General features: G+C 71.3%; 12 protein-coding genes. 7 read left to right on the forward strand and 5 right to left on the reverse strand.

Annotated elements, in window-relative coordinates; all coding sequences use genetic code 11:
• Positions 1–190 precede the first annotated feature (190 nt).
• Positions 191–2,806 (reverse strand): ATP-dependent Clp protease ATP-binding subunit, encoded by a 2,616-nt coding sequence (locus WME82_RS42560; RefSeq protein WP_438039988.1) that lies wholly within the window; start codon positions 2,804–2,806, stop codon positions 191–193.
• A gap of 80 nt (positions 2,807–2,886) precedes the next feature.
• On the opposite strand from WME82_RS42560, the gene grxC reads away from it, so the two are divergent.
• The 5 genes from grxC to WME82_RS42585 all read left to right on the forward strand — a co-directional run bounded on the left by grxC (position 2,887) and on the right by WME82_RS42585 (position 10,323).
• The gene (gene grxC, locus WME82_RS42565) at positions 2,887–3,180 is read left to right on the forward strand and encodes a glutaredoxin 3 (RefSeq protein WP_437895937.1); all 294 of its coding nucleotides are present in this window, start codon (positions 2,887–2,889) and stop codon (positions 3,178–3,180) included.
• Positions 3,181–3,370: 190 nt separating this feature from the next.
• Positions 3,371–5,014 carry a serine/threonine-protein kinase gene (locus WME82_RS42570; RefSeq protein ID WP_438039989.1) on the forward strand — a complete coding sequence of 548 codons (1,644 nt, stop codon included), beginning with the start codon at positions 3,371–3,373 and terminating at the stop codon, positions 5,012–5,014.
• A 7-nt stretch (positions 5,015–5,021) separates the two neighbouring features.
• Positions 5,022–6,254 (forward strand): hypothetical protein, encoded by a 1,233-nt coding sequence (locus tag WME82_RS42575; RefSeq protein ID WP_438039990.1) that lies wholly within the window; start codon positions 5,022–5,024, stop codon positions 6,252–6,254.
• A 271-nt stretch (positions 6,255–6,525) separates the two neighbouring features.
• Positions 6,526–8,493 carry an acetate--CoA ligase gene (acs, locus tag WME82_RS42580; protein WP_438039991.1) on the forward strand — a complete coding sequence of 656 codons (1,968 nt, stop codon included), beginning with the start codon at positions 6,526–6,528 and terminating at the stop codon, positions 8,491–8,493.
• Between the two features lie 252 nt (positions 8,494–8,745).
• Positions 8,746–10,323, forward strand: a complete 1,578-nt coding sequence (locus WME82_RS42585) for a serine/threonine protein kinase (protein WP_438039992.1) — start codon at positions 8,746–8,748, stop codon at positions 10,321–10,323.
• A gap of 69 nt (positions 10,324–10,392) precedes the next feature.
• Here the strand turns inward: WME82_RS42585 and WME82_RS42590 are convergent, their stop codons facing one another.
• The 4 genes from WME82_RS42590 to rho all read right to left on the reverse strand — a co-directional run bounded on the left by WME82_RS42590 (position 10,393) and on the right by rho (position 16,661).
• Positions 10,393–12,069 (reverse strand): ATP-binding protein, encoded by a 1,677-nt coding sequence (locus tag WME82_RS42590; protein ID WP_438039993.1) that lies wholly within the window; start codon positions 12,067–12,069, stop codon positions 10,393–10,395.
• Complete coding sequence (locus WME82_RS42595) at positions 12,066–13,160, reverse strand: (Fe-S)-binding protein (RefSeq protein WP_438039994.1); 1,095 nt, start codon at positions 13,158–13,160, stop codon at positions 12,066–12,068. The genes WME82_RS42590 and WME82_RS42595 overlap by 4 nt, the downstream gene beginning before the upstream one ends.
• A gap of 49 nt (positions 13,161–13,209) precedes the next feature.
• On the reverse strand, positions 13,210–15,297 hold the full coding sequence (locus WME82_RS42600) for a GAF domain-containing protein (RefSeq protein ID WP_437913485.1): 2,088 nt from the start codon (positions 15,295–15,297) through the stop codon (positions 13,210–13,212).
• 116 nt (positions 15,298–15,413) lie between these two features.
• Positions 15,414–16,661 (reverse strand): transcription termination factor Rho, encoded by a 1,248-nt coding sequence (gene rho, locus WME82_RS42605; RefSeq protein WP_012240541.1) that lies wholly within the window; start codon positions 16,659–16,661, stop codon positions 15,414–15,416.
• Positions 16,662–17,080: 419 nt separating this feature from the next.
• Between rho and yccX the strand changes: the two genes are divergently transcribed.
• Together yccX and WME82_RS42615 are read left to right on the forward strand one after the other, a co-directional pair.
• The gene (gene yccX, locus WME82_RS42610) at positions 17,081–17,359 is read left to right on the forward strand and encodes an acylphosphatase (RefSeq protein ID WP_012240542.1); all 279 of its coding nucleotides are present in this window, start codon (positions 17,081–17,083) and stop codon (positions 17,357–17,359) included.
• Between the two features lie 5 nt (positions 17,360–17,364).
• The gene (locus WME82_RS42615) at positions 17,365–19,440 is read left to right on the forward strand and encodes a hypothetical protein (RefSeq protein ID WP_438039995.1); all 2,076 of its coding nucleotides are present in this window, start codon (positions 17,365–17,367) and stop codon (positions 19,438–19,440) included.
• Positions 19,441–19,514: the final 74 nt, after the last annotated feature.

Below are 19,514 nucleotides of genomic sequence, written 5' to 3' on the forward strand. Positions count from 1 at the left end.
CAGTATACGGACCTTCTCCGGCTTGGCAAGTGGTTCGCAGCGGCGTCGCCCAGGTTCTTCGCCGGAGCGACGCCCGCGGCCTCCGGGCGTGGGCAAGGCCCTGGAAAGCCCCTGGCAAAGCGCAGCCCGGACCGCGCGCCCGGTCGCGGCGCGGGTTGCGCTCGTCGCGTACCGTGCGCCTGTTTCGCCCTCACGCCTTGGTGAAGACGAACTTCTCGTCGACCACGTCGACCTGCATCGTCTGGCCGGGCTGGTACCCGCCGGCGAGGATGGTCTCGGCGAGCGGGTTCTGGAGCTCGCGCAGGATCGCCCGCTTCAGCGGGCGAGCGCCGAGGCTCGGCTCGTAACCGAGGTCGACGAGCCGGGCCTTCGCGGCGTCCGTGAGGGAGAGGCGGATGTCCTTGTCCGTGAGCAGCTGCTCCAGCCGACGGAGCTGGATGTCGACGATGCCCCGGAGGTCCTCCTTGCTGAGCGCCTTGAAGACGACGATATCGTCGACCCGGTTCAGGAACTCGGGGCGGAAGAACCCGCGCAGCTCCTCGAGCAGGACGTCGCGGATCGCCTCGCGCCCGTCCTCCGTGGTCCAGAGCTTGGCGTCGGTCTCGAGCACGCGCTTCGACCCGATGTTCGAGGTCATGATGACGACCGTGTTCGAGAAGTCGGCGAGCCGCCCGCGGCCGTCGGTGAGCCGGCCGTCGTCGAGGATCTGGAGCAGCAGGTTGAACACGTCCGCGTGCGCCTTCTCGACCTCGTCGAACAGGAGCACGCTGTACGGCCGGCGCCGGGCGGCCTCGGTGAGGAAGCCGCCCTGCTCGCTGTCCGCGTAGCCCGGGGGCGCCCCGATCAGGCGCTGGGCCATGTGGCGCTCCATGAACTCGCTCATGTCCATGCGCGTCAGCGCCTGCTCGTCGTCGAACAGGAACTCGGCGAGCGCCTTCGCGAGCTCCGTCTTGCCGACGCCGCTCGGGCCGAGGAACAGGAACGAGCCGATCGGCTTGCCCGGATCGCGCAGGCCGACGCGCCCGCGGCGCACCGCCTTCGCGATCGCGCGCACCGCCTCATCCTGACCCACCACCCGTTGCGCGAGCCGCGCCTCCATCTTGAGGAGCTTCTCGGCCTCGCCCTCGAGCATCTTGGCCACCGGGATGCCGGTCCAGTCGTTGAGCGTCGCCGCCACGTCCGACTCGCCGACCACGTTCGAGGTCGGCGCGACCCCCTCCCGCTGCGCGGCCTCCTCCGCGGCCTGGAGCCGCCGCCTGATCTCCGGGAGCGTGACGTGCTCGAGCTCGCCGATCTTGGCGAACGCCTTGTCGCGCTGGGCAGCCTTCAAGGCCTCCGTCGCGGCGACGAGCTCCCGGCGGATGGCCTGGCACGCTGCGATGACGCCGCGGCGCGACGCGTTGCGGCTGCGCATCGACGACGCCTTCGGCTCGATGTCCGCGAGCTCCGCCTCCAGGCGCGTGCGGGTCTGGACGCTGAGCTTGTCGTCGTCGTCCGCGAGCGCGGCGATCTGGGCGCGGAGCGCGTCGACACGCCGGGTCAGCGTGTCGAGCTCGGCCGGCACGCCGTCGACCTCCACCCGCTTGCGGGCGGACGTCTCGTCGAGCAGGTCCACCGCCGTGTCGGGGAGCGCGCGATCCGAGATGTACCGCTTGGCCAGCGCGACCGCCGAGGTGATGGCGCTCTCCCCCACCCGGACGCGGTGGTGGGCCTCGTACTTCGTGGCGATCCCGCGCAGGATCTCCGTCGCCTGATCGATGCTCGGCGCCTCCAGCGTGATCGTCGAGAACCGCCGGATGATCCCGGGATCGCGCTCGTTGATCTTGCGCACGCCCTCGGGCGTCGTCGTGGCGATGATCCGGATCTCCCCGCGCGACAGGAGCGGCTTCAGGAGCTCGCCCACGCCGGCGCCCTGCACCCCCTGGCCGAAGAGCGCGTCGAGATCCTCGACGACGAGGATGCTCTCCGCGTCCTGCTCGCCACGCAGCCGGTCGACCAGGACCTTGAGGCGCTGCTCGATCTCCCCGCGGAGCTTCGCCCCGGCGACGAGCGCGCCGGTGTCCAGCTCGTAGAGGTGGGCGCCCGCGAGGTTCGTGGGCACGTCGCCGTGCGCGATCCGGTCGGCCAGGCCCCGGATGAGCGCGGTCTTGCCCACGCCGGGCTCGCCGACGATGAGGGGGTGGTTCTTGAACCGCCGCTCGAGGATCTGCAGCAAGCGGCGCGCCTCGACGTCACGGCCGATGACCGGGTCGAACCGCCCTTCGCGCGCGTCCGCGACGAGGTCCCGCGTGTAGGGCGCGGGTTGACCCGGCTCGGCCGCGTTGGCCGGCGCGGGCGAGGGCTCCCGCGAGGCCGCCTCCAGCGCCCCGAGGTGCGGCCGGAACGCTCCCGGACCGATGCCGAACGAAGAGAGGATCTCCCCGGCAGGCCCGCGGATCTCCTGGGCGAGCGCGTGCAAGAGGTGCTCGATGCCCACGTTCTGCGACTTGTCCCGGGTCGCCTCCCGCTCGGCGCGCCCGAGCAGATCGAGCAGGCGAGGGCTCACGTACGCAACACCGCTGCTGCCCGCCCTGGACAGCTTCTTCAGGGCGTTCTCGGCGAGCTGGAGCACCTCGTTCGGGTCGGCGCCCGCCCGCCGAAAGACCTCGGACACGCCCCGATCGCGCTCCAGCAACCTCATGAGCAGGTGCAGCGGCGTGACCTCCGCGTGCTGGCGCTCGTCCGCGATCTGCTGTGCGCCGGCGACGACCTGCTTCGCGTCGCCGGTATAGCGATCGAGGTGAATCGTGCCCTCTTTCTCGGCCATGCGCGCAGCCTACCGCAAGGTGGAGCCCTGTGCGCTTGCATCTTTGGCCTGCCCGGGAAAGGAAAGAGGACGAGATGCCCATGCAAGCAGCCGAAGTCACCATCTACGTCACCGACTACTGCCCATACTGCGCCATGGCGAAGCGCCTGCTGACGCAGAAGCAGGCGCGCTTCACGGAGATCAACGTGGAGAACCGCGATGACCTCCGCGCCTGGCTGGTCAAGGCCTCCGGGCAGCGGACGGTTCCTCAGATCTTCATCAATGGAGCCAGCATCGGCGGATTCAGCGACCTGTCGGCCCTGGACAGGGAGGGGGGGCTCGATCCGCGCCTCGGCGAGGCGCCGAGCGCAGACGCACCTCCCATGCCGCGCTGAGGCGGATGAGGGTGGCTGAGGTACGACGGAGAATCCTCGTCGGACGCACCCCTCGGGCCCCGCCGGCGAAGGTGCACCCCGGCGTGAGGAGGTGATAAGCTGCCGCGCGGGGACGGGGCGCAGCTTTCTTTGATGCGGTTCGTCCAAAGGGCTTCACGGGCTTCATCCGCTTCCCCCACGTCGAACCGCCATGCCTAGCAGCACCGACACCACCGCCGCAGCGACCCAGCTGGTCGAGGGGGCGCTCGTCGGAAAGCGGGTTCAGAAGTACGAAATCGTACGGACGATCGGGCGTGGCGGGATGGGCACGGTCTACGAGGCGGTGAATACCGCCATCGGCAAGCGCGTCGCGATGAAGTTCGTCGACGCCGATCTCGCGCAGAACAAGGACGCGGTGGCACGGTTCCACCGCGAGGCGCAGGCGGCGAGCGCCGTGGAGAGCGCGCACATCGTCGAGATCTTCGACGCCGGCTTCGCCGACGACATCCCCTTCCTCGTCATGGAGCTGCTCCGCGGCGAGGATCTGGGCCACCGCATCCGGCGCTGCGGCAGGCTCGATCTCGGCGAGGCGCTCCACGTGACCGCGCAGCTCCTCCGCGGCCTCCACCGCGCCCACGAGGCGGGCATCGTCCACCGCGACCTCAAGCCGGACAACGTCTTCCTGGTCGACCGCGACGACGACCCGAACTTCGCCAAGATCCTGGACTTCGGCATCTCGAAGGTGCGCCGCGCCGACGGCGCTCCGGCCCACACGTTGACCCGGCAGGGCACGGTGCTCGGAACGCCGTTCTACATGTCGCCGGAGCAGGCGCAGGCGATGCCCGACGTGGACGGCAGGACCGATCTCTGGGCCGCCGGCGCGATCCTCTACGAGTGCCTCACGGGACACCCGCCGCACAGCGGCAGCTCGTACGAGCAGGTGATCGTCAACATCTGCATGAAGGACGCCCTCGACGTGCGGATGAGCAACCCGGCCGTCCCCGAGCCGATCGCGCGCGTGATCGCGAAGGCGCTCACGCGGGACAGGGACGCGAGGTTCTCCTCCGCGCGAGATTTCCTCGACGCCCTGGTCGCCGGCGCCGGCGGGCTCCTCGCGTCACGGCGCAGCTCGAGCGACGAGCTCGGAGCGCACACGACGAGCGCTCCTGGCGCCCTCGGGCAGACGCCGGCGAAGCAGACGCCGGGTGATCCGAGCATCGGGCTGGATCCGACGCTCGAGGTGCACGGGAGCGGCTCGAAGGTGAGCTGGTCGAGCAGCGGGCCCACGGGCGCGCGCGGCCCGCGGCGGCTCGCGTTCGCCGCGGTGGCGCTGATCGCGCTGGTTGGCGGGCTCGCCGGCGCTGTCCTTCACGCGCGCCGCTCGCCGGAGGCGGGCACGGTGACCACCGCGCCTGCGCTGCCCACCCAGGTCTCGGTCGAGCTCCGGACGAACGCCGAGGGCGCCCTCTTCACCGTCGACGGCGCGGCGCTGGCCGACCGCACGCTGCGCGGCCGCACGGGCGAGACGAAGCGTGTGCGGATCGAGGCCTCCGGCTACACGCCCGTGGACAAGGAGGTGACGCTCCAGGACGGCAGCTCCCCGATCGACGTCCTGCTCCACCCGCTGCCGGCGGTGACACCGGCGCCGCCTGCGGCCGAGGCCGCGACCGCGGCGCCCGCCCCGGCGCCCAAAGCCGAGCCGATCCCGAAGAAGGCGACGGCGCTCCCCTTCGCGGCGCGCCCCAGGGGCACGGGCGCCGGGGCGAAGGCCGCCGGTCCGGCGCAGGCCGCCCCGGTGGTCGCGACGCCGAAGCCGGCGGGGGTCGCGGCTGGTTTGCAGCTCAAGGTCGACTGAGGCGGGATTGGGCAGATCACACGGACGACTCACGCTGGCGCTCTGCGCGGCGACGCTCGGCCTGGCCGTGCAGCTCTCGCCGGCGCTCGCGCAGGTCGAGCCGTACCGGCAGCACATGGAGAACGGCATCAAGCTGTTCCAGGACAGGAACTACCGGGCCGCGGTCGTCGAGTTCGAGGCGGCCTACAAGGAGAGGCCGAAGGCCAGCCCCCTGTTCAACATCGCGCTCGCCGAGAAGGCCCTCTTCAACTACCCGAGGGCCATCGCGGCGCTCGAGCGCGCGCTCGCGCAGCACCGCGACACGATGGATGAGGGCGACGAGAAGACGGCGCGCAGCGCCATCGAGGAGATGCGCGCGCTCCTCGCCCATCTCACGATCGAGCTCAGCCCACAGACCGCCACGCTGATCATCGACGGCGAGGAACAGCCCCCCTCGTCCTCGGGGACGCGGGTCGTGGAGCTCGGGCCGGGGGTGCACCGCATCGGCGCGCGCGCCGATGGGCACGCGAGCGCTGACGAGAGCGTCACCGTGGTGAGCGGCGAGCGCGACAAGAAGGTGAAGCTCGCGCTGGTCCCGGACAGGGCCCCCGCGACCCCGGCGGCGCAGCCGTTCACGCCGCCCCTGCCCCCTCCGCCGAAGCCGGTGCCCCTCTCGCTCCCGCCGCAGGGCTACTATGTGATCGGCGCCGCGTCGTTGCTCTGGCCGCTCGGCCACCCGCGAGCCTTCCCGGCGCCGGAGGCGAACAGCGGAGGGGCTGGCTCGATCCGGGTCGGATACCGCGTGAACACCCCCGCGGCGTTCGACGTGATGCTCCAGTACGCGAACATCGCGACCGGCTCGGACGACCCCGCTTACCCGAACGCCAGCTACACGCTCGGCTCGACGCGCCTCGGGCTGAACGTCCGCCTGATGACCCCTGGGCAGACCTGGCGGTTCGTGGGCTCGATCGGGGGCGGTCTCACCTACGATTCCGTGAAGTTCGACAGCATCAAGACGCAGGACGGAGACATCTGCAATGGCCTGTGCCAGAAGGCCGCCGGGGTGAACGCGTTCGTGTTCTCCGAGGTGGGCGCCGAGCTGGACCTCGGCGGCGTGCTCCTCGGGTTCTCGCTCGACAGCTACTTCCAGTCGTCGCGCGGCATCAGCTACAAGAACCGCGACGAGGACGACGTCACGCTCTACTCGGCCGTGCTGCTGCAGCTGGGAGGCAGCTTGCACGCCGGCTATGCGTTCTGGTGATCGGCCTCTGCCGATCCCGGCCGCTCGTTCCATCCTTGTTCTGCCGCTTGACGGATGTATCCTCGCACGCCCTCGCGGCGAGTCGTCGAGGGTTCGCCGCGCTCTCCAGCGGGGAGCGTGGGCCGGGGATCGGCTGCTGCCGTCCTCTTCAATCATGTCAGCCGGGGATCGGCTGCCGCCGTTCCCTTCAACGTCAGCCGGGGATCGGCTGCCGCCGTCCCCTTCAACGTCAGCCGGGGATCGGCTGCCGCCGTCCCCTCAAGGGGTGACCATGTCGCAGGATGCCATCACGTCGTTGCTCAAGGAGACGCGCCGGTTCGAGCCGCCGGCCGAGTTCTCGCGTCGTGCGCGCGTCGGCGCGCAGGCGACCTACGAGGCGCTCTACCGCGAGAGCATCGAGCAGCCGGACGCGTTCTGGCGCCGGGAGACGAGCGACCTCGTGTTCCGCACGCCGTGGACCACGACCAGCGACTGGTCCTTGCCGCACGCCACGTGGTTCCTCGGCGCCACCCTCAACGTCACGGAGAGCTGCCTCGATCGACACCTGACGACGGCCACCAAGAACAAGGCCGCTATCATCTGGGAAGGGGAGCACGGCGCCACGCGCACGCTGACCTACGCCCAGCTCCACCGCGAGACGCTGCTGCTCGCCAACGCGCTCAAGCGGCTGGGCATCGAGAAGGGGGACCGGGTCGCGATCTACATGGGCATGGTCCCCGAGGTCGCCGTGGCGATGCTCGCCTGCGCGCGCCTCGGCGCGGTGCACACCGTCGTGTTCGGCGGCTTCGCCGCGGACGCGCTCCGCGACCGCATCCACGACAGCCAGGCCAAGCTCGTCATCACGCAGGACGGCGCGTACCGGCGCGGGCAGGTCGTGCCGCTGAAGGCGACCGTCGACAAGGCGCTCGCGCAGCCGGAGGCGAAGAGCGCGACGCGCGTCGTCGTGTACCAGCACCTCGGCAAGGAGCGCTGCGAGGTGCAGATGACGGAGGGCCGCGACGTCTTCTGGCACGACCTGCTCGCCGGGGCCGCCCCGGCCTGCGAGCCGACGGTCGTCGACGCCGAGCACCCGCTCTTCATCCTCTACACGAGCGGCTCGACCGGGAAGCCCAAGGGGGTGCTCCACACGACCGCCGGCTACCTGGTCGGCGCGCACGTCACGACGAAGTACGTCTTCGATCTGCGCGACGACGACGTCTACTGGTGCACCGCCGACGTCGGCTGGGTGACGGGCCACAGCTACATCGTGTACGGCCCGCTCTCGAACGGCGCGACGTGCCTCATGTACGAAGGCGCCCCGAACTTCCCCGACTGGGGCCGCTTCTGGCGGCTGATCGAGAAGCACGGGGTCACCATCCTCTACACCGCCCCCACGGCCATCCGCGCCTTCATGCGGCAGGGCGACGAGTGGCCCGCGAAGAGCGATCTGTCGAGCCTCAGGCTCCTCGGCTCGGTCGGCGAGCCGATCAACCCGGAGGCGTGGGTCTGGTACCACCGGACCATCGGCGGCGGCCGCTGCCCGATCGTGGACACCTGGTGGCAGACGGAGACGGGCTCGATCATGATGACCACGCTGCCCGGCGCGTCGTCCTCGAAGCCGGGGTCGACCGGGCTGCCGATGTTCGGCGTCGTGCCCGAGGTCGTGACGAAGGACGGCAAGCCCGTCGCGGCGGGCGAGGGCGGGCTGCTCGTCCTGAAGCAGGCGTGGCCGTCGATGCTGCGCACGGTGTGGGGCGACGACGAGCGCTTCCGCAAAACATACTTCAGCGACATCGAGGGCTGCTACTTCACCGGCGACGGCGCGCGCCGCGACGAGGACGGCTACTTCTGGGTCGTCGGCCGCATCGACGACGTGCTGAACGTGGCCGGCCACCGCATCGGGACGGCCGAGATCGAGAGCGCGCTCGTGTCTCACCCCTCCGTCGCAGAGGCGGCCGCGGTCGGTCGCCCGGACGACCTCAAGGGGCAGGCGCTCGTGGTGTTCGTCTCGCTCCGGCCGGGGGTGAAGGCCGGGCCGGAGCTCCAGGCAAAGCTCGGCGAGCACGTCGCCAAGGAGATCGGCAAGTTCGCGCGCCCCGACGCGATCCGCTTCGCGGACGCCCTGCCGAAGACCCGCAGCGGCAAGATCATGCGCCGGCTCCTGAAGGACGTCGCCGCTGGTCGAGAGCTGACCGGCGATACCTCGACGCTCGAGGACCTGAGCGTCATGGCGAAGCTCCGCCAGCAAGAAGAGGAGTGAGCCCCGCGGCGTCGCAGGGGCGCGGCCGTGCCCCTGCGACCGACGCGAGGACACCGCGCGCGACGGGGCGGCGCCTGCTCCTCGGCGAAGGGGAGGAGAACCCACGGAAGAGCTCGATCCTGCGGCTCTTCCGCCGCGCTCGGCCCCGGGAAGAGCGACGGCGGCCCACGACCGGCATCCGGCGGCTTACGGTCGGATCACCTCGTTCGCGCCGGAGAATTTGATCCTCTGCATCGGCGCGGAGGATACTCTGTGGCGAGGGCGCGCTTGGAGCTCGAAGCTGGAACCGTCGTTGCGAACCGGTATCGCATCATCCGCCAGCTCGGCCGCGGCGGCATGGGCGAGGTGTTCGCCGCGGAGAACATCCGCACCGGCCGTCAGGTGGCGATCAAGCTCCTGCGCGCGGAGTCGAAGGCCAAGTCGTCCGCGGCCGAGCGGTTCCGGCGCGAGGCGCGCGCCGCGGGATCCATCAACAGCGATCACGTCACCGAGATCCTCGACGTCGAGGAGGACCCCGAGCACGGCATCGTCCTCGTGTTCGAGCTGCTCGAGGGCGAGTCGCTGATCGATCGGCTGAAGCGGACGGGACCGATCGATTTCGAGGAGCTTCACCCGATCATCGAGCAGGTCTGGATGGGGCTCGCCGACGCGCACCGCGCGGGGATCATCCACCGCGATCTGAAGCCGTCGAACGTGTACATCGAGGCGCGCCCCGACGGGTCGAAGCGGGTCAAGATCCTCGACTTCGGCATCTCCAAGCTGCCGAAGGAGATGGGAGCAGAGACCCTGACCGAGATGGGCCAGAGCCTGGGCACGTTCTCGTTCATGCCGCCCGAGCAGATCGGCAAGGCGAAGACGGTCGACCACCGCGCGGACATCTACGCCTGCGCCACGATGATTTACCAGTCGATGAGCGGCCAGCTGCCTTACCAGGCGCGCAACCTGCTCATCATGGTCGAGATGAAGCAGAAGACCGCCGCGCGGACGCTGGCCGAGGCGATGGATGGGCCCGTCGACCCGCGGCTCGAGGCGTTCCTAGCGAAGGGGCTGGCGCGGGAGCCCGCGGACCGCTTCCAGAGCGCGCTCGAGGGGCTCACCGCCTGGCGGGAGCTGCGGCCCGCGAGGAGCTCCAGCCATCCGGTCAGCGGCTCACCCATCTCCACGCTGCCGGCAAGCAGCGCCTCCGGCCATGCGCGCAGCTCGCCCATCCCGCCAGCGCACCAGAGCTACAAGCCCCCGTCCTCCGGCGCGGTCAAGCTCCCGGTGCCGCCGGTCGACCCCATCTTGATCCGCACGGCGACCGACCCGGGGGCGCAACCGCGGGTCGAGGCCGTGCGCCCGCACGGCGAGCCTGAGCGGGCGGCCCACCCCCTCGCGGAGCCGCCGCTCACGCAGAACGAGGGCCAGCTCCCGCCGTACATGCCTGGCGGGCGCGCGCCGGGCGTACAGACGGCGGTGGCGCCCGTCCAATGGACCGGCCCGAACGGCACCATGGTGCTCAACAACGTGGCCCGAGAGCTCGTGCCCCCGCTCGTGTCCCCCCCCGTGACGCCGCGGACGCTCCCGGATTTCTCCGAGGACAGCTCGGGCGGGTCGACGACCGGCCAGGGTCCGACGCTCGTCTACAAACCCGTGCGGCCAAGCATGGGCTCGGCGAGCCTGGGGCCCACCACCGCCGGTGAGCCAGAGCCGATCGAGCAGCGGCCTCCAGCGCCGCCGCCAGCGCGAACGCTTCGAACCATCGTCTATGTGCTCGCGGCGATCCTGTTCGCCGTCGTGGGCTTCCTCCTCATGGGGTATGCCCTCGAGTACCTGGACATGCCGAAATAGGCCGCGCGCAGCGGCTCCGCGTCGGACGTGCCGCTCTCCGACGCGCGAGCGCGCGGCGGCCGGCGCGGCTCACAGCACCGCGTCCGCGGCGCGGCCCTGGGCGGGTGAGCGCCCGGCGGGCAGCACGATCCGGAACCGCGTTCCCCCCGCCTCGCGCGGCTCGCACGAGATCGTGCCGCCGTGCGCCTCGATGATGTCCCGCGTGACCGCGAGCCCGAGCCCCGTACCGCGCTGCTTCGTCGTGAAGAAGGGGTCGAAGATCGACGCGCGCAGCTCCTCCGGCACGCCGGGGCCCGTGTCGTCGACCGCGATGGTCGCGGCGCCGCTCGAGAAGCTGACGCTCACGACGATCTCGCCGCCCTTCGGCATCGCCTCGCGCGCGTTGCGGAGCAAATTCAGGAGCGCCTGACGGATCTGCGACTCGTCGAGGAGGAGCTCGGGCCCCGCCTCCTCCACCTCGACACGAACCGCGACGCCGGCGCGGTCGAGCTCGGGCCTCACGAACGCCACCAGCTCCTGCACCAGGTCGTCCACCCGCTCTGGCTCCAGGCGCGGGCGGGGGCGGCGGGCGACGCTGAGGTACTGCTCCGCGATGCGAGACAGGCGGTCCACCTCGGCCCGGATGGCGGTGACGAGCTGCGCCGACTCCTTCATCACCGGCCTGAGCTCCGCGTCAGGGGTGTCCGCGGCGGAGGCGCGCGCCACCTCCTCCTCGAGCAGCTCGAGGTTCAGCCCGATCGACGACAGCGGGTTCCTGATCTCGTGCGTGACGTGCGCGGCCATCTTCCCGATCGCCGCCAGCCGCTCGGCGTTCACGAGCTCGGCGCGCGCGCGGCGGATCGCGGCGACCATGTCCTCGAACGTCGTCGCGAGCTCGCCGATCTCGTCGTTCGTCGCGAGCGCCTGCTTCGGGGTGAGGTCGCCGCGCGCGACGGCGTTGGCCCGCTCGGTGACCGCGGTCAGCGGGGCGAGCACGCGCCGCGCGTACAGCGACATCATCACGCCGACGAGGAGCGTCAGCACGCCCAGCCCGAGGAGCAGGTGCATCGAGCGCTCCTCGCGCAGCTCCGCCTCGTCGGTGAGGCTCTGCATTTGCCCCTCGACGCGGCTCCTGATCGCCCGTAGCCGCTGCGCGCCCTCGACCTCTCGCTTGACCAGCTCGTCGCGCGTGCGCTCGGCGAGGTCGCGGTCGCCGACGGCGAGCGCCTGGAAGAGCTGAGCGAACCGCTCCGGGCTGGCGCCGACGAGCCGCTCGATCGCCGCCACCTCGGCCGCGACCTCGTCGCTGAACCGGCGGACGCCGGACGACGCGGCCGCCTGCCCGACGCTGGCGTCCCCGCCGGTCGCCTTCTCATCGGCGCCGGCGAGCGCCCGGGCGGCGTCCTTGACGATCGAGAACGCGAGCGGACGGGTCCGCCTCGCGGTCTCGATCCACTCGCGCACGTCCCCCGGGTTCTTCGCGGCGGTGATGTGGTTGAGCTGGGCGTTGAAGACGTTCTGCTCGGCCAGGACCTCGCCGATGCGGAGCAGCAGCGGGACGTACCCGGCGCGCAGCAGCTGGGCGTCGCGCGAGGCCGCCCGCAGCGCCTGGACGCTCCAGCCGACGGTCAGCGCGAACGCGGCGAGCACCACGAGGTAGCTCGCGAGGAGCCTCCCCGCGACCGTGCGCCGCTTCTGGGGCGCGCGCTCCTCCGGCCCCGCGGCGCCGCCGCGCGCCTCGTCCGCGGCTGGCGGCGGCGCGGTCATCGCGGCGCGACGGCCCGCGCGACGAGGCTCGCGAGGTCCTCCGCCGGCTCGCCCCGCGTCCTGAACCGCTGGAGGCTCTGCGCGCAGTGCGTCACGAGCAGCCCGCCGCCGAGCGCGCGGTGCTCCGCGATCCTGGCGTCGGCAATTGCGGCGGACGACGCGGGACGCGTGGCGGGCAGCAGGCCGCCGCCGCCGCTGCAGTCGGCGAGCTCGCGGCGGTGGATGAACTCCTCCGGCGGGCGCCCCGTGATACGGGCGAGGATCTCCCGGGGCGCGTCGTAGCGATCGAGGCCGCGCCCGAGCTGGCAGGGATCGTGGTAGCGCACCCGCCGCTCCGACGCCGATCGCTGCAGCCTGTCGAGCGACGAGCGCGCGAGATCGACGAACAGCTCCGGGGCCTTCACGCTCACCCCCGCGCGCGGGTACTCGACGCGCACGGCGCGCGCGCACCCGGGATCGACGGCGACGAAGCGCCCCCCGGGCGCGACCTCCGCGGCGAGCCGCCGCGCGGCGGCCTCGAAGCCCGGACGATCGCCGGCGTACAGGAGCGGCAACCCGCAGCAGGCGCGCACCGGGCGGGTCGGGGCGCCCGCCAGCGCTTCGGTCGCGTCGAGCGCGTCGCGGGCGACGTCCGGCGCGTGGCGCTCGTAGCCGCAGCCGAGCAGCACGTGGACCGCGTCAGGCGCGGCCACGGCCGATCGAGAGCGCGCGTCGAGCTCACCGGCGCGGTCCTCCTCGCGGGCCGAAAAGCGCTTTGCCACGCGCCTGGCCCCCTCCGGCGCGAGATCGCGCGCGAAGAGCTCCGCGCGCGCATCCGTCAGCACGGTGGCCACCTCGTTCTTGTGATCGCAGCGCTCGCGGCACCCGAAGCACGCGGAGCACGCCCAGGCTGGATCCGCGTGGCCTTCGTCGAGCGGCACGTCGCCGCGCGCGACGAAGTACGCCATCGACATCTTCCCCCACGGCGTCACCGTCTCGTTGGCCTCGACGTTCGACACGGGGCAGGCGGCGCGGGAGAGCTTGGGGCAGTAGACGCACTTCTCGAGCGACGTCCGGTGCGGCTCGAGGAGCTTCAGGCGGAGCTGGGACACCGTTCGAGTCTCTCCATCGGGTGCGCCTCGCGCAAGCGGCGGGAGCGCGTCAGGCGTCCGAGCCGTTGCTGGACGAGCGTCGGCCCCGCTCGTTCACAGGGGTGACGGCGGGAGCTGAGCCCGCCGGCCTGCGGCGGGGGATGCCCTCGTGGACGACCGGCGCGACGCTCGCGCGCGCCTTGGTCGCCGAGCTGCCGTCCGTCGACACCAGCTGGGGCTGCCCCCCTGCGGTCCCGGGAGACCGCGACGGCGCGCTCTCCTGGGGCAGGCGGATGGTGAACTTCGCGCCCTTGTCGGACGACGCGACCGTGATCGTCCCGGCGTGCTCATCGACGATCTTCTTCACGATCGCGAGCCCGAGGCCGGTGCCGCCGCGCTTGCCGGAGGTGACGAACGACTGGAAGAGGCGGCCCTGGATCTCCTTGGGGATCCCCTTCCCGGTGTCCGCGACGCAGATCGCGAGGTCGCCCCCGTCGCGGTAGGCGCGGATCGTCACCGTGCCCCCGCCTGGCCGCATCGCCTCGACCGCGTTGCGGACCAGGTTGTGCAGGAGCCGCGTCATCTTCGCCTCGTCGAACCGCGCGGTCCCTCGGTCGTCGAGCTCCAGGGAGAGCGAGACGCCGGTCCCGGCGAGCTCGTGCTCCAGCTGCTTCTCGATGTCGCCGAAGAACTTGGTCAAGTAGACCTTGCGCACGAGGATGCTCCGCTCGCCGCGCGCGAACTCCAGCACCTCGCGCTGCATCGCGCTGATGACGTCGAACTGCTTGAGGATCAGCCGCGCGTGGTCCTCCCTCGTCGCCGCGTCGGGAGCGCCGGCCATGAGCTGGACGTAACCGCTGATCACCGTGAGCGGCGTGCGCATGTCGTGCATCACGCCCGAGAGCAGGCGCCCGATCGTGGTGAGCCGCTCACTCTGCTCCCGCTCGAGGCGCGACCGGAACAGGCGCAGCGCGGTCGACGCGTTCGCCGACACGAGCCGCAGCAGCGCGCGATCGTCCTTCGAGAAGCCGTGGGGGTTCCTGGAGTTGTAGAGGGCCATGGAGCCGATCGGCACCGCGTCCTCACCCTCGAGCGGCACGGCGATCGCCGTCCTGAGCTCCGCGCCGACGAGCTGGGCGAGCCGCGGCGACACGAGCGTGTCGTCCGGATCCCGGCCCCCGCCCTCGCGCGAGAAGCACACCGCCTCGTTGTTCACCATGGCGCGCCCGACCACCCCTTCGCCGCGGCGCATCGCGATGCGCTTCACCGCCGGCCACGGGGCGGCCCCGACCACGACGCCGTCCGGCTCCTCTCCGAGGGCGGGCGCGCGGGGCGGCGCGCCGCCCCCATCGAACGCCGTGAGATCGAAGAAGTAGAGGAACAGCCCGCCCTCGATCTCGTCGACGAGCATCCCCCCCGCCCGCGCCTCGCACGCCCTGCCGGCCTCCGTGATGACCGCGCGCGCGAGGTCCTCCATCGTGGTCGCGCGGCCCATCGCGCTCTCGAGGTCGAAGAGCAGCTTGAGGTCGCTCACGCGGTGCTCGAGTTGCTCCTTGGTCTCCACGAGCTGCGTGTTCTTCTGGATCACCGAGAGGAACAGCCGCGAGTTGTCGATCGAGACGGCCGCCTGCGTCGCCAGCGCGCTCAGGAGCTCCTCGTCGTGGACCGAGAACTCCCCTTCCCCGTGCTTGTTCAGGACCTGGATGACCCCGATGGTCCGGCCGACGTGGTTCTTCATCGGCGCGGCGAGGATCGAGCGGGTGCGGTACCCCGTGACCTCGTCCCAGTCGCGCTGGAACCGGCGATCCCGGTAGGCGTCCTTCACGCGGACGGTGCGCCCCATCTTGGCGACGTGGCCCGCGATCCCCGCGCCGACGGGCAGCTCGATCGCGCGCGCCTCCTCGCCGATGATGATGCGCGACAAAAGCCGCTGCCGCTGCTCGTCGAGCAGGTAAAGAGTGGCTCGGTCCGCGTCGAGCAGCTCGGTGATCTTGTTCAGGATCAGCGCGAGGAGCTGGTCGAGATCCAGGGTGCTGCCAAGGGCCAGCCCGACATCCCGGAGCGCCCGCACCGTCTTGTCGGCGTGGGCGAGGCGCGCCTCGAGCTCCTTTACGCGAGCCTGCAGCGCCTTCGTGCGTTGTTCCGCCTTCGCGGTCACCAGAAGACGCTAACACGACTTCGCCCGGAGGAGCGCGCGCGCGGGCCCCTGCGCGAACCGTTCGCGTGACAGAGAGCGCTCCCGACGGCCGCCGGGAGCGCCCCTAGGACGCGCCGTTACTGGTTCATGCTCTCGAGGAATTCCTGATTGGTCTCGGTGCGGCTCACCTTGTCCAGGAGGAATTCCATCGAGTCGATGACGTTGAGGGGGTGCAGCAGCTGGCGGAGCAGCCACACGCGCTGGAGGATCCACTCCGGCAGCAGCAGCTCTTCCTTGCGGGTCGCGCTCTTGTTGATGTCGAGGCAGGGGAAGATCCGCTTCTCCATCAGCTTGCGATCCAGGTGGATCTCGCTGTTACCCGTGCCCTTGAACTCCTCGAAGATGACCTCGTCCATGCGCGAGCCCGTGTCGACGAGCGCGGTGGCGACGATCGTCAGCGAGCCGCCCTCCTCGACGTTGCGCGCGGCGCCGAAGAACCGCTTCGGCTTGTGCAGCGCGTTCGAGTCGACGCCGCCGGAGAGGATCTTGCCGCTCGGCGGGACGACCGTGTTGTACGCGCGCGCCAGGCGGGTGATCGAGTCCAGCAAGATCACGACGTCGTGCTTGTGCTCGACGAGGCGCTTCGCCTTCTCGATCACCATCTCGGCGACCTGCACGTGCCGCGTCGGGGGCTCATCGAAGGTCGAGCTGATCACCTCGCCCTTCACGGTGCGCTGCATGTCGGTCACCTCCTCCGGGCGCTCGTCGATGAGCAGCACGATCAGCGTCGTGTCCGGGTGGTTCGCGGAGATCGCGTTGGCGATCTGCTGGAGCAGCACCGTCTTGCCCGCGCGGGGCGGCGAGACGATGAGGCAGCGCTGCCCCTTCCCGATGGGGCAGAGCATGTCGATGATGCGGGTCGAGAAGCTCTTCGTCCCGTTCTCGATGTTGAACTTCTGCTGCGGGTAGAGGGGCGTGAGGTTGTCGAACAGGATCTTGTCGCGAGCGACCTCGGGGGGCTCGCCGTTGATCTTGTCGACCTTGAGCAGCGCGAAGTACGCCTCGCGCTCCTTGGGCGGCCGGATGGATCCGCTCACGCTGTCGCCGGTGCGGAGGTTGAAGCGCCGGATCTGGGACGGCGAGACGTAGATGTCGTCCGGACCCGGCAGGTAGTTGTAGTCCGGCGCCCGGAGGAAGCCGAAGCCGTCGGGCAGGCATTCGAGCACGCCCTCGCCGTAGACCGGCTGGTCCTGCGCCGCGTGGGCCTGCAGGAGAGCGAAGATGACCTCCTGCTTGCGCAGCCCGGCAGCGCCCTCGATGTTGAGCCCCTTCGCCATCTGGACGAGCTCGGCCATCGGTTTCTGCTTCAGTTCCCTGAGGTGCATGAGTCGGAAAGCTCCAGGATGCGACGGCACGTGCCCTGTCAAGGGCGTGGAGGCCGTCGGTCGTTGGTTTTTTGGTTGGGGGGGTCTAGCGGGTCGGACCCGAGGCGGGGCCGAGCATGTCGTCGATGTCGGCGGGTCGCCAGAGGGAAGAGGGCTCGCCTCGCAACCGGCGCCCCTCCGTTCATGTCGCTCGATCGGCGGGCTGTGCTTGCCGATCGGGCGGCGACTCTATCAAGCGCGTCTGCTCTGTCAATGCGCGGCGGGAGGCACGGGCGACGCGCGCGCGTCGTGGGGCGTGGCACGGATTCAGGTCGCCCGCGCCGTCCGTACGAAGAACGGCGCGGGCGAACTGCCCGTGGCTCCCAGGTGCTGCCTGAAGTTGCCTCCCCCGGAACGCGCGGCTAAGTCAAGCTGGTTCCATGGGGCTCAAACAGGTTCAGCTGTTCGTCCGCGGTCGCGTCCAGGGCGTCTTCTTTCGTGCCTCCACGCAGCGCGAGGCCAAGCGGCTCGGCCTCACCGGCTGGGTGAAGAACCGCTCCGACGGCAGCGTCGAGGTCCTCGCCGAGGGGGAGGAGGACGAGCTGAAGGAGCTCATCGCCTGGGCGAACCGCGGCCCGAGCGCCGCGCGGGTCGAGCGCGTCGACGTCCGGTGGCGTGGCTTCTCCGGCGATTTCTTCGACTTTCGCATCACGGATTGAGGCGCTTGGCACGCAGCTCGTCGGATCCGAGGGGTGCAGGCGCGCGATCGGCGCAGCGACGCAGGCCGGCGTGCGCGTGGCTCGTCCTGATTGGCCTGCTCGCAGCGGCGCCGCTCGCGACGCCACCGGCGCGCGCCGCCGGCGAGCGCGACGCGGGCACTTCCGCGCCGGCCTCCTCCGCGCTCCCTGAGCTCCCGCGCCTCGCCCCGATCGCCCGCCCGGAGCCTGACATCGCCGCGGTCCGCGAGCTCGACCGGATACTCGACCAGCTCACGTCGGAGGACGCGCGCTCGCGGGAGAACGCCCGCGCGGCCCTCGATGAGCCGATCCCTGGCATCGTCGATGCGGTGCGGCTGCGCGTTCAGGACATCCGCGGCTCGCTCGATCGGGACGCGGCGCCTCGCGTGCTCGCGGACGCGCGCAGAGAAGGCCGCAAGGCGATGAAGGGCGAGAAGGGGGAGGACGAGCGCGACGGCAACAAGAAGAAGGCTGCAGACGCGAAGGCCGACAAGGGCGCGAGGAAGGGCGCTGGCGACGCAAAGAAGGGCGCCGGTGACGCAAAGAAGAGCGCCGGTGACGCGAAGAAAGACGCGAAGGCCGACCAGGGCGCAAAGAAGGACGCCGGCGACGCGAAGGGCGCAAAGAAGGACATCAAGGCCGACCAGAGCGCCACGAAGGGCGCTGACGACGAGAAGGACGAGGGGGACTGGCTGGATTTCATGCTGGCCGTGGCGCGGCCGCGGGACAGCGCGTGGCGCGATGTCGTCAAGCTGCTCGCGATGGAGCGGATGCTCGTCGCTGCGGGCACGACGCCTGCGGTCCGCGAGCTCATCGCGCTGCACGCCTATTTCGGCGAGCTGCTCCGCATCGATCTCCAGCGGCAGGTGGCCAAGCTGCGCGACAAGGCGGTCCCCGCGCTGATCGAGGCGCGCCAGCACGACGCCAAGATCGTCCAGCGGTGGGCCAACAAGCAGCTCGACCTGCTCGGCCGGGCGATCCCCGGCGAGGCGATCGCGTCGAATGACACGCAGATCCTGGCCGACGTCCTCCGCGCCTACGGCCGCGTCCGGGACGTGGACGCCGTGCGCGTGATCCTGAGCTTCTGCAACAGCGACCGCGCGCGGCTGCGCGACGCCGCGCGGGAGGCGATCTCCGCGATCGGCGAGCCCGGCATCTGGCAGCTCCGCGACGCCTACCTGGACCTCACCGGCGCGAAGCCGCCGCGCGAGTGGTCGTGGGACCGTGTCGCGCGCGAGCTCTTCGGGACGTACGATCGCGCGCGCCTCGCGGAGGTGTACAAGCTGATGGATGAGGGCGTCGCTGCGGCGAGCGCGGGCAAGCCCGCCGAGGCGACCGACGCGTTCGACAAGGTGCTCGCCCGCGCGCCGCTCTTCGAGCGCCGCAAGGAGATGGTGGACGCCTACGTGGAGCGGGCGCGATCGCTGTCTGCCGACCGGCGCGACGACGCGCTCGCCATGCTGCGCAAGGCGCTGCGCCTCGACGCGCCAGGCGAGCGCGCGAGGAAGATCGAAGCGGAGATCGCCTATCTCGAGGGCGCGCTCCTCATCGAGCGCGGCACGCCGGACAAGTTCGTGCTGGAGCGTGCGATCGAGCTCGACCCCTCCAACGCCGGCGCGAGGGCGGCGCTCGCCTCCCTCGGGGACAAGGTCGCGGAGCGGAAGAGCCAGACGAACCGCCACATCGCCGCGGGAGCGGTAGGTCTCGCCGCGGTGCTCTCGATGTTCTTCATCGCCCGGCGACGGAGCGCTCCGTCGCGCGCTCGAGAGCAAGCCGGCGCCGTTCCTCCGCCCCCGCCGGCGTCTCCTGCCTCGGCGCCGTCCTCTCCGCAGGCGACCGCATCACCTGCCTCGGCGCCGTCCTCTCCGCAGCCGACCGCATCGCCGCCTGCCTCGGCGCCGCCCCGAAGGCAGGACAGCGCCGCTCCTCCGCAGCCCCAGACGTCTCCCGAGCCGGCCCCGGCCGCCGCCTCGAGGGCGGACCCCGACCTGCCGGCACAGCCTACCGAGGAAGCGGAACCGCGGAGCGACGACGCCCCTGCAGCCGACCCGCGCGACCGTTGAGCCGTCGCGCGCACCAGGCCCACGCAGCGGTCGGCCCCTGAGCGCCGGCCGGGCTCACAACGCAGAAACGCCGG

It is taken from the genome of Sorangium sp. So ce128 (assembly GCF_051525245.1).
In the GTDB taxonomy this organism is placed as follows: Bacteria; Myxococcota_A; Polyangia; order Polyangiales; family Polyangiaceae; genus Sorangium; species Sorangium cellulosum_B.